This is a genomic window from Streptomyces sp. NPDC033966 (assembly GCF_055575955.1).
In genome coordinates this window covers 183,545-194,452 of sequence record NZ_JBVIRQ010000007.1, presented here as the reverse complement: position 1 = coordinate 194,452, position 10,908 = coordinate 183,545, and the positions used below count along the sequence as shown (strand labels likewise).

Genomic DNA, 10,908 nt, shown 5'->3' with positions numbered 1-10,908 from the left:
CTCCCGCCGGTCCCGGCACCGGCCCCCGGCCGTGGCCCGGCCTCCTGCCGGTGCTGGCTCCCTGCCGGTCCCGGCCTCCCGCCGGTCCCGGCCTCCCGCCGGTCCCGGCACCGGCCCCCGGCCGTGGCCCGGCCTCCTGCCGGTGCCGGCTCCCTGCCGGTGCCGGCCTCCCGCCGGCCCGTGTCCCGCCGGGGCGCGTGTTCCACCATCAGGCTCCGGGTCCGGATCCTCCCCCGTGGGGGGCCGGGCCCGGTCCGGCCGACCTCCCCGCACGGAGGACCGACCCCTTCCCGGAGCTCCCCATGGCCCAGTCCGCCACCCGCACCGCCGACCCGGCCCCCGCCGCCGCGCCCGCCGCGGCGGCCCCCGCGCCCGCCCCCGCCCCCGCCCGGCCAGGGCCCCCGCACACCCCCGCCCCCGGGGCCGCGGCCGTCACCGGCGGGCTGCTCGTCGTCGCCCTGCTGCTGTGCGCGGGCCCCCTCGCCGGCGGCGCCGTCCAGGAGTTCCTGGACCGGATGGCCGGCGTCTTCGCGCTCGTCGCGCTCTCCGGCTCCGTGATGCTCGGCCTCGCCACCGTCTTCCGCGACGTACTCACCCAGGCCCAGCGGCAGTTCGCCCAGCTCCTGCACCGTGCGGCCGGCCTCGCCGGAGTCGGCTTCCTGCTCGTCCACATCGGCGTCAAGGTCGCCGGTGAGAAGATCGCCGCGGCCGACGCCGTACTCGGCTGGGGGAGCGGGGACCTCCTGGTCGACCTCGGCACCCTGGCCGCCCAGCTCTTCGTGCTCGCCCTGCTCACCGGCCTGTGGCGGGGCGTCTTCGCCACCCGCCGCTGGATCCGCCCCTTCCGCCTCCTGCACGGTCTCGCGTACGCGGGCTGGGCCGCCGGCCTCGTCCACGGACTCGGTGCCGGCCGCACCCCCGCCGGCTGGGTCGTCGCCTGCTACGCCCTGTGCGCCGCAGCCACCCTCGCCGCCCTCGCGTACCGCATCACCCGCGGCCGCCGCCCCCGCTGACCGCCCCTCCCCGCCGACCGAACGGCCCCGGAGCGCACCTTTCCGGCCGGAGGGCACCGCCCCCGGCCGGAAAGGCGCGCCCGGGGCCTTCTCGCGTAGAGGGAATATAGACCCGCCCTCAAGGATCGGCGTGTTGCATCCGCCGACTTGGGCGGATGGGGCTGCTGACAAACCCCCCTCAAACGCATGGGAAGGACTGGTCGCGCATGCGGACCCAGACGAACAGCCTCCGTGGGCAGAGCAGCACCGGATCCCCCGGGTTCGCGCTGCGCCTGGACGGGGTCGTGAAGGAGTACGGAAAGAGCGGGCGCGGCGTGCGCGCCCTGGACGGAGTCTCGGTCGGCATCGAACGCGGCTCGTTCACGGCCGTCATGGGACCCTCCGGTTCCGGAAAGTCGACCTTCCTGCACTGCGCGGCCGGCCTCGACAAGCCGTCCAGCGGCAAGGCCTACATCGGCGACACCGAACTCGGGGGGATGAACGAGACCCAGCTGACCAAGCTGCGCCGCGAGCGCATCGGCTTCGTCTTCCAGGCCTTCAACCTCATCCCGGCCCTGTCGGTACGCCAGAACGTGGAGCTTCCGCTGCGCCTGGCCGGCGAACGCCTCGACCCGGTCTGGCTGGAGGAGATCCTGACCCGCGTGGGCCTGGGCGGCCGCGCCACCCACCGGCCCGCCGAACTCTCCGGCGGCCAGCAGCAGCGCGTGGCGATCGCCCGCGCCCTGATCACCCGCCCCGACGTCATCTTCGGCGACGAGCCCACCGGCGCCCTCGACACGGTGACCGCCAAGGAGATCCTCTCCCTGCTGCGGTCCTGCGTCGACGAGACCGGCCAGACCGTGGTCATGGTCACCCATGACCCGGTCGCCGCCTCCTACGCCGACACCGTCCTCTTCCTCGCCGACGGCCGCATCGCCGACCGGATGCACGCCCCCACCGCCGACCGCGTCGCCGACCGCATGACCCACCTGGGAGCGTGGGCCTGATGCTGCGCTATGCCCTGCAGACCCTGCGCGCCCGCAAGGGCGGCTTCATCGGGGCCTTCCTCGCACTCTTCTGCGCGGCCGCGCTCGTCACGGCCTGCGGCATCCTCCTGGAGACGGGTTTAAGAGGAGAGATCGGCACCGAGCGCTACGCCGGTGCCCCGGTGATCGTCGGCGGTGACCAGAACGTCCACCAGGTCACCGTCAAGAACAAGGGAGACAAGACCAAGACCAAGGAGAAGGAGAAGCCGCTCGGCGAGCGGGTCTGGCTGCCCGCCGACACCGCCACCACCCTCGGTTCGCTGCCGGGCGTCAAGGCCGCGCTCCCCGAGGTCACCTTCCCGGCGTACGCGGTCAGCCCCAAGGGGCAGGTCGTCCAGGGCGTCGACGGGAAGCCCTCCTACGGCCACTCCTGGACCTCCGCGGCCCTGACCCCCTTCACCCTGTCCGAGGGCGCCGCCCCGGCCGGCGCCGACGAGGTCGTCGTCGACCGCGAACTCGCCCGCCGGGCCGGCATCAAGCCCGGCACCGAGCTGACCGTCCAGGCCACCGGCTCCCCGCGCAAGTACCGCGTCAGCGGTATCGCCGCCCCCGCCGGAGGCGACCTGGAGCAGCAGTCCTCGCTGTTCTTCTCGGACGCCGAGGCCGAGCGGCTCTCGGGCCGCGCCGGACAGGTCGCGGTGGTCGGCGTGCTGGCCAAGCCCGGCGTGTCCACCGCGGACCTCGCCGCGCAGGTGAAGAAGGCGCTCGACGGCACCACCGCCCAGGTGGTGACCGGCGGCGAGCGCGGCCCGGTGGAGTTCCTCGACGCGGCCAAGGCCCGGATCAAGCTGGTCTCCATGGGCGGCGCCATCGGCGGCACCTCGCTGCTCGTCGCGATCCTCGTGGTCGTCGGCACCTTCGCCCTGTCCATCCAGCAGCGCTACCGCGAACTGGCCCTGCTGCGCGCCATCGCGGCGACGCCCAAGCAGGTCCGCCAGCTCATCGGCCGCGAGGCGCTGATCGTCGGCGCCCTCGCCGGTGTGCTCGGCTCGGTCACCGGCCTGCCCATCGCCTACTGGCTGCACGGCAAGTTCGTCGGCTTCAAGGCGATCCCCGACACGCTCGAAGTCACCTTCAGCGTCTTCCCGTTCTTCGCGGCGATCGGCGCGGCCCTGCTGGGTGCCTGGGCGGCCGCACGGATCTCGGCCCGCCGCACCGCCCGCATCCGCCCCGCCGAGGCCCTGTCCGAGGCGGCCATGGAACAGCGGAACTTCGCCTGGGGCCGGCTCGGCGCCGGCGCCGCGTTCCTGGCCGGCGGCGTCGTCCTGCTCGCGGTCCTCTCGGCGCTGCGCAGCGAGCCGGCGTCCACCCCGGTGACCTTCCTGTCGGTCGTGGTCCTCGCGGTGGCGGTGTCACTGCTCGGCCCGCTGATCGCCCGGATCGCGGTCGCCGTCCTCGGGGTCCCGCTCAAGGCCTCCCGGGTCGGCGGCTACCTGGCCACCGCCAACGCCCGCGCCAACACCAAGCGGCTGTCCGCCGCGGTCACCCCGCTGGCGCTGCTGATCGGCATGGCCTGCACGGTGTTCTTCGTCCAAACCACGATGGGCGCGGCGGCCACCGCCCAGGCCAAGGCCGGCAACAAGGCCGACTGGGTCGTCGGCTCGGCCGGCCCCGGTGTGCCCGCGCAGGCCGCGGACAGCCTCCGCAGGGTCCCCGGAGTGTCGGCGGTGACCGAGGTCGTACGCACCTCCGTGCGCGTCGGCCTGGAGAAGTACCCGGCACAGGGCGTGTCCACGCAGGGTCTGACCCAGACCTGGGACCCGGGCGTCAGCGCCGGCACCCTGGACGGCTTCGGACCGCAGTCCGTCGCCCTCAGCGACGTCGCCGCCGACAACCTGGGCAAGAAGCCGGGGGACAAGCTGAAGCTGACCCTCGGCGACGGTACCGAGACCGAGCTGACCGTCGCGGCCGTCTACGACCGCGGGCTCGGCTTCGGCGACCTGACGATGTCCCACGAACTGGTCGTCAAGCACGTCGACAACCCGCTCGCCTCCTCGCTGCTGGTCAAGACCGCCGGCGAGGGCGAGCCCGGCCGCGCCGAGCTGCAGAAGGCCGTCGGAGCCCTGCCCGGCGTCGGTGTCCTCGACCGCGGCCAGGTCGAGGACCTGCAGGCCGAGGTCCAGCAGTCCAACGCCGAGGTCAACTACGTGGCGATGGGCCTGATCATCGCCTTCACCGCGATCGCCGTGGTCAACACCCTGGCCATGTCGGTCTCCGACCGGATCCGCGAGTTCGCCCTGCTCCAGCTCGTCGGCACCACCCGCCGGCAGGTGATGGGCATGCTCCGGATCGAGTCCGCCCTGGTGGTCCTCATCTCCGCCGTGCTGGGCACCGGCATCGCCTTCGCGGTGCTCACCGCCTTCAGCGTCGGGATGACGGGCTCCGCGTCCCCGTCCATCGATCCCTGGATGTACCTCGGGGTGCTGGGCTTCGCGGCGGTGCTCACCGTCCTGGCCACGCTGGTCCCGGGCCGTCTCGCCCTGGCGGGCCGCCCCGCGGACGTCATCGGCTCGCGCCAGTAGCGGGCCCGACGGCCGGAGGGCCGGCCCCCCTCGTGGGGGCCGGCCCTCCGGCCGTCGGTGCGTGCGGTCCGGTCCTCAGTTGAGCACCGCCCCGCCGCCCTTGCGGTCCACCCGGCTGCGCCGGTGGTCCAGGTGCGCGTACACCCGGTGCAGCCAGCGGTCCTGGCCGTCGTAGCGAGGGGTGAAGGAGGTCCTGCCGTGCACGGCGAGCCGGTTGTCCACCACGGCGAGGTCGCCGACCCGCAGCGCCAGCGCCGACATCGTCCGCATGAGCGCCTCGCGCAGCTCGGCCATGGCGGCCGCGGCCCCGTCGTCCAGCGGGTGCGTCGCGGCGAAGTCCACCAGGATGTTCGGGTCCTCGGGGTCCCCGACCAGGATGGGGTGCGCCGGCGTGACGGAATTCAGGTCGCCGAAGGACGGCGGCGGCTCGGTGAGGAACCGGGGCGCGGCCAGTACCGCGGCCGTGCGCTCGGAAAGCAGCGGAAGCGCCCGCCGTATCGAGGACGTGCACAGTTTCGCGTCGCCCGTCGAATCCTCGCGCACGCAGAGCAGCCCCACGTAGTCGGGCTTGTTGTCGTGGAAGGCGTTCTCGACGTGGAGTTCCAGCAGAACCGATCCCGCATTGCTCTGGGAATTCTCGCTCCCCGGCACCGGCACGACGTTCTGCACCAGGGCGCCGGTCTTCTCGCTGCGATACGCGATGACCTCGCCGAGCTGCAGCATCGCCGCCGTGACCAGGGCCGACGCCACGGCCGGCACCCGCTCCACGGAACCCGGCACGCCCGGCGTCTCCGGCAGCGGGTCGTTCGCCACCACCGGCACGTTGCGCAGCAGCAGCACCGCGTCCGGGCCGGCGTCGTGGCGGAAGCGGCGCAGCTCGGAGAGGATCCGGCGGGGCAGCATCGCCGAGGCGTCCCGGACGGTGTCCAGCCAGGCCGGCTCGTCGATCAGCGCCGGGCCGGCCGCCAGCACGTCGGCGGCCAGGGCGATCAGCTCGTCGCGCTCGGCATCCGTGAGGGTGACCGCGTCCGGTGTCGTACCGGTCACGGGAAGGGTAAGGGTGTGCTCTCGCGTCCTTGGCATGAAAAATTCCTCGGGGTAGATGAGCCTTGACCCGAGTCAGTTTCCGGACGTGTCCTATCGCATTCCTATGGAAAACACTCCCGAACGGGCAGCGGAAATAGGTATAGGCGGCAAATAGTTGCCCGCCGAATGCTTATGGGGCGGCTTTGTCCCCGGTGAATCCGCCGGTCGGCCGCAAGTCCCGCACCGTTCGACGGGGGAGAAGAAGGGAGGATTTCATGGCATGGAGGGAAGAGGACCCCGCCCACGGCGCGGCGATCGCCGCGGCCGGCGCCCTGGGCGCCCAGGGTGAGGCCCACGTCTGGTGGTGGCGTCCGCCCGAGAACACCGATCCGGCCGATCTGCCGCTGCTGGACACCGAGGAGTTCCGGCGGGCACTGTCGCTGCCCGCGGAACGCGACGCCGCGGCCTTCGTCCGCTCCCGCGCCGCCGCCCGCCGGGCACTCGGCGAACTGTTCCACCTCGAACCCCGGGACATCGCCCTCGGCCGGGACAACTGTCCCGGCTGCGGGGACGGCAGCCACGGTCCGCCCCGGCTGGTCGTCCCGCCGGTGCCGCTCGCCCTCAGCATGAGCCGGACGAACGGCTGCGGGGTCTTCGTGCTCGGCGCGGGCACCGCGATCGGCATCGACGCCGAGGCCCTGCGCCCCATGCGCCGCTCGGCGACCACCGACCCGGACCTGACCCCCGGCGAGCGCGACCACCTGGCCGCCCTGCCGCCCGGCCCCGGGCGGGACGCGGCCTTCCACCGGATCTGGACCCGGAAGGAGGCCGTGGTCAAGGCCACCGGCCTCGGCCTGTCCGGCGTCGAACTCGGCCTGCTGGAAACCCATCCGGCCCGCACCGGACCGGTCCGGATCACCCACACCCACCGCGGCCGGACCAGCGCCTGGACCGTCGAGGACCTCCGGGTGTTCGACGGCGTCGCGGTGGCACTGGCCCGGCCGGCGGGACCCGCCGCGCACGGTCCGGTCCACCACCACACCGACCGGCCGGCCGCCCACTGAACCCGCGCACCGCATCCGCATCCGCATCCGCATCCGCACCCGCCACGCACTCCGCCCCGGTACCGCCTCAGCGAAAGGCCCGCAGAGCCATGACCATCGAGTCCTTCTTCCCCGCGGAAGAGCTGATCGCCGCCCACCCCGTCCACGGGCACCCGGCCTCCCAAGCCCCGGCCGGCACCCGGCTGCTGGGCCTGACCGCCGAGGACCTGGACGCCTACTTCACCCAGATCGCGGAGGCCGTCGAGCAGGACGACCCGGGCCCGGCCGCGCGCGGCGGCTGGGAGGAGCGGGAGCGGCTGCGCTTCTCCACCTGGGTCCGCCGGGTCTACGAACACCCGCTCTCGCCCGCCGTCTTCGCGCTCCCCGTCACCCGGCTCATCCGCGAGGTCCAGCTGGGCCAGGCCGCCGAGCTCGCGTTCCGCATCGACGTGGGCCGGGCCCGGGCCAAGGCGGCGAAGCCCTCCGCCGAGGTCCGGGCCACCGCGGCCGTCGCCTCCGCCTGGGCCATCGCCGCCGGCGCCCTCTCCCAGTCGCCGCGCCCGCCGCGCGAGCGGGTCGTCGGCGACGTGTGGACGATCGTCCGGGAGACCATCGAGCCCGCCCTGCGGCCGGCCGGCACCTTCCAGCCGCGCTCCCACAGCTCCTGGTGAGCGCCGCTCCGTAGGTGCCCGGCCCGCCGCACGCTCACCGCACCGCGGAGGGGAAGGCGTCACGCGTGGTCAGCGAGGCCGCCAGCAGCCGCACCAGGTCGTTGCACCGGTACAGCGGCCTGCCCTGGGCGTCCAGCCCGGACAGCTCCATCAGAGCGCCGTCCACCAGGGCGTCCAGGGCCGACTCCGCCTCCTCCTCCGCCGAGCCCAGCACCAGCGCCGCGTACTGGGCGGAGAACGGCTCCCCGTCCCAGTCGGCGAGCCCGGTCAGCGTGGCCAGCTCCGGGCCGCCCACCCGGCGTACGCAGTGCACCAGCGCCTCGCGCACGCTCACGTCCCCGTACGCCAGCTCGGCCAGCCGGCCGTCCGGATCGGCCAGCCGGGCCGCCAGCCGGGCCACCGGCCAGTGCGGCCGCGCCGCGAGCCGGGCCCCGGTCACCGACAGGGCCAGCGGCAGCCCCGCGCAGTACGCGACCAGGTCGTCGGCCGCGTCCGGATCCGCCTCCAGCCGGTCCCGGCCGACCAGCGAGGCCAGCAGCTCCATCGCCTCGTCGTCGTCGACCGGGGCCAGCGCGGTGGTGTCCGCGCCCGCCACCCGGGCCAGCCGGGCCTGACTGGTGATCAGCACCGCCGCCTCCGGGCCGCCCGGCAGCAGCGGCGCCACCTGCCGGTCGCCCACCGCCCCGTCCAGCAACAGCAGCAGCCGGGCGCCCGAGGTCCGGGTCCGGTACAGCCGCACCAGCTCCTCCAGATCCTGCGCGGCGGCGGCCGGCGGGGGCTCCCCGAGGGCGCGAAGCAGCCGCACCAGCACCTCGGCGGGCTCCTTCGGGGCGCCGTCCGGGTGGCAGAGCTCCACGTACAGCTGCCCGTCCGGGAACCGCGCGGCGCAGTCCTGTGCCGCGCGCACCGCGAGCGCCGTCTTGCCCACCCCGGCCATGCCGGTGATCAGCAGCCGCCGCGGGCGGCCGTCCTCGCGGGTCAACCGCTCGCGCAGCGCGGCCAGTTCGGCCCCGCGGCCGGTGAACTCCCCGTAGGGTGCCGGCAGCGTCGAGGGCGCGAGCCGCCCCGCGGGCGTCGCCGGGGCCGCCGGAGCGCCGTCCGCGGCGGACGCCGGGGGTGCGGCCGAGGCCAGGCCCAGTCCGCCGCCGAGCACCGCCTGGTAGGTGGAGCCCAGCGCCTCGCCGGGGTCCACGCCCAGCTGGTCGGCCAGGACCGCGCGCCCCTCGTAGTAGGTGTGCAGCGCGTCGGCCTGCCGCCCGCAGCGGTACAGGGCCGTCATCAGCTGCGCGCGCAGGCGCTCCCGTACGGGGTGCTCGGCGACCAGCCCGGTCAGCTCGGCGGTCACCTGCTCGTGCCGTCCGACGGCGAGGTCGGCCTCGATCCGGCTCTCCAGCGCGATCATCCGCGCCTCTTCCAGCGGGGGCAGCTCCGCCTCGATCATCTGCTCGGTCGCGTTGGCCAGCGCGGTGCCCCGCCACAGGTCCAGCGCGTCGCGCAGCAGCGTCCCGGCCTCCTCGAAGCGCCGGTCGGCGAGGGCCTCGCGGCCCAGCCGGTCGAGCCGGGTGAACTCGGTCAGGTCGATCCACGCCCCGGGCGCCCGCAGCACGTAGCCGGGCTGGCGCCGGACGATCTCGATCTCGTCACCGAGGTGCTTGCGCAGCCTCGACATGTACGTGTAGATCTGCGCGCTCGCCGTGGCCGGCGGGTCCCACCCCCACAGGAGCGCGCTGAGCCGTGCATCGGAGACCACGCGCCCCTCGGACAGCAGCAGCGCGGCGAGCACCGTGTGCACCTTCGAACCGGAGAGCGGGATCGTAGCGCCGCCTCCCCGTTTGGCCTCGATCGGCCCGAGCAGCCGGAAGTCCATGCGGCACCCCCTTCTGGTGTGAGCATCCGTTCTGGATTCCAGAAGCTATGCGGGGGCCTTATTGGAGGGTTATCGCTCGCCGTGCGCCTCCCGGCCCGCGGCGATATCCGCAGGCCGGGAGGGTCGCACCGGCTCACACGGGCAGGCCGGTGGGGTCCTTGACGCGCTTCATGATGATCTGGGAGTTGACCTCGGTGACCCCGGAGAGCGCCGTCAGCCGCTCGATCCACAGCCGCTCGTACGCGCGCAGGTCCGCGACGGCGATGCGCAGCAGGCAGCCCGGGCTGCCGAAGAGGCGGTAGGCCTCCACCACGTCGGGGATGTCCTGGAGGGCCGCCTCGAAGGCCTCGACGGCCTCCCGGTCCCGGCGGACCTCCACCGACACCAGCACCTCGAAGCCGCGGCCCACCGCGTCGGGGTCGATCACCGCGCGGTACCCCTGGATCACCCCGTCCTGCTCCAGCTGCCGCACCCGGCGCATGCAGGGCGAGGGGGTCAGGCCCACGCGCTGGGCGAGCTCCTGGTTGCTGAGCCGGCCGTCGCGCTGGAGCTCACGCAAGATTTCACGGTCAATCGCATCCATCACGCAATTATCGCTCAGCCTTTATTACGATTCGGCTCAAACGCGCAATCGCATTGCGCGTAGATCTCACTATCATTGCCCCCTCCAGAAAATCTGTACGAAGGAAGGGTGGCCATGGGGCGCATCGTCGTCATCAGCACCGGCGGGACGATAGCCAGCCGGTGGATGGGCTCGGGCTTCGCCGCCGAGGCGGACGGCCGCGAGGTCATGGCCACCGCGCCGCTGCCCGAGGGCGTCAGCGTCGACGTCGTCGACCTGTTCAGCGTGAACAGCCCCCGCCTCACCACCGCCCACCAGCTCACCCTGCTGCGCACCGTCCACGAGGTCCTCGCCGACCCCGGCGTCGACGGCATCGTCGTCACCCACGGCACCGACACCCTGGAGGAGTCGGCCTTCCTGGTCGACCTGCACCACCACGACGCGCGCAGCGTCGTCTTCACCGGCTCGCAGCTCCCCATGGGCTCCGCCGACGGCGACGGCCCCGGCAACCTCTACGACGCCCTCCTCACCGCCGCGACCACGCGCGGGCTGGGCGTCCTGATCACCTTCGCCGGCCGGGTCCACGCCGCCCGCGGCACCGTGAAGACCCAGGCCGTGGCCCTGGACGCCTTCGCGGACCCCTCGAAGGAACTGCTCGGCAAGATCGGCTTCGGCAAGGTCGCCGTGCTCCGCCACCCCGAGCGCCCGGCCCCACTCGCCCTGCCCGCCATGCCGGAGCTGCCGCCGCGCGTCGACATGGTCATGCACCACTCCGACGCCGACCCGCTGCTGCTGAACGCCGCCGTCGACGCCGGCGCCCAGGGCATCGTCCTCATCGGCACCGGCGCCGGCAACGCCACCCCCGAGATCGTCGAAGCGGTACGGGCCGCCGTCGCCCGGGGCGTCCTCGTCGCCCTGACCACGCGGGTCGCCGCCGGCCCGGTCACCGAGATCTACACGCACGGTGGCGCGGTCGACCTCGTCGCCGCCGGCGCCGTCCCCACCGGCACGCTCCGCGCCGGCCAGGCCCGCATCGCCGTCCTCGCGGCCCTGCTGTCCGCCACCGACCCGGCCGCCCGCACCCGGGCCCTGCACGCGGCCCTGGGTACGCCGGACCCGGTGCTGGTCGACGCGTAGGGATTCCGCAGCGCACGACTCCGGGCCCCATAGGATCCTCGC

9 protein-coding genes are annotated in these 10,908 nt (G+C 74.1%); 6 read left to right on the top strand and 3 right to left on the bottom strand.

Annotated elements, in window-relative coordinates:
- Window positions 1–302: 302 nt before the first annotated feature.
- From ACZ518_RS21645 to ACZ518_RS21635, 3 genes are all read left to right on the top strand, one after another.
- The gene (locus tag ACZ518_RS21645) at window positions 303–1,013 is read left to right on the top strand and encodes a hypothetical protein (RefSeq protein WP_469114624.1); all 711 of its coding nucleotides are present in this window, start codon (window positions 303–305) and stop codon (window positions 1,011–1,013) included.
- A gap of 206 nt (window positions 1,014–1,219) precedes the next feature.
- Window positions 1,220–1,999: an ABC transporter ATP-binding protein gene (locus ACZ518_RS21640; protein ID WP_405978129.1), complete on the top strand. Its 780-nt coding sequence runs from the start codon at window positions 1,220–1,222 to the stop codon at window positions 1,997–1,999.
- A complete protein-coding gene (locus ACZ518_RS21635) occupies window positions 1,999–4,560 on the top strand; it encodes an FtsX-like permease family protein (protein WP_469114623.1) in 2,562 nt (853 codons plus the stop codon). The genes ACZ518_RS21640 and ACZ518_RS21635 overlap by 1 nt, the downstream gene beginning before the upstream one ends.
- Window positions 4,561–4,635: 75 nt before the next feature.
- On the opposite strand, the gene ACZ518_RS21630 is transcribed toward ACZ518_RS21635, so the two are convergent.
- Window positions 4,636–5,643, bottom strand: a complete 1,008-nt coding sequence (locus tag ACZ518_RS21630) for a TauD/TfdA family dioxygenase (protein WP_469114622.1) — start codon at window positions 5,641–5,643, stop codon at window positions 4,636–4,638.
- A 218-nt stretch (window positions 5,644–5,861) separates the two neighbouring features.
- On the opposite strand from ACZ518_RS21630, the gene ACZ518_RS21625 reads away from it, so the two are divergent.
- Both ACZ518_RS21625 and ACZ518_RS21620 read left to right on the top strand, forming a co-directional pair.
- Window positions 5,862–6,650: a 4'-phosphopantetheinyl transferase family protein gene (locus tag ACZ518_RS21625; protein WP_469114621.1), complete on the top strand. Its 789-nt coding sequence runs from the start codon at window positions 5,862–5,864 to the stop codon at window positions 6,648–6,650.
- An 89-nt stretch (window positions 6,651–6,739) separates the two neighbouring features.
- Window positions 6,740–7,300, top strand: coding sequence for a hypothetical protein (locus ACZ518_RS21620; RefSeq protein WP_469114620.1), 561 nt, complete (start codon window positions 6,740–6,742; stop codon window positions 7,298–7,300).
- Window positions 7,301–7,334: 34 nt separating this feature from the next.
- Here ACZ518_RS21620 and ACZ518_RS21615 read toward each other — a convergent pair whose 3' ends face one another.
- Both ACZ518_RS21615 and ACZ518_RS21610 read right to left on the bottom strand, forming a co-directional pair.
- Window positions 7,335–9,167 carry an AfsR/SARP family transcriptional regulator gene (locus ACZ518_RS21615; RefSeq protein ID WP_469114619.1) on the bottom strand — a complete coding sequence of 611 codons (1,833 nt, stop codon included), beginning with the start codon at window positions 9,165–9,167 and terminating at the stop codon, window positions 7,335–7,337.
- A gap of 133 nt (window positions 9,168–9,300) precedes the next feature.
- Window positions 9,301–9,750, bottom strand: a complete 450-nt coding sequence (locus ACZ518_RS21610; protein WP_469114618.1) for an Lrp/AsnC family transcriptional regulator — start codon at window positions 9,748–9,750, stop codon at window positions 9,301–9,303.
- Window positions 9,751–9,864: 114 nt separating this feature from the next.
- Here ACZ518_RS21610 and ACZ518_RS21605 point away from each other — a divergent pair, with 114 nt between their 5' ends.
- Window positions 9,865–10,866 carry an asparaginase gene (locus ACZ518_RS21605; RefSeq protein WP_469114617.1) on the top strand — a complete coding sequence of 334 codons (1,002 nt, stop codon included), beginning with the start codon at window positions 9,865–9,867 and terminating at the stop codon, window positions 10,864–10,866.
- The last annotated feature ends 42 nt before the right edge of the window (window positions 10,867–10,908 follow it).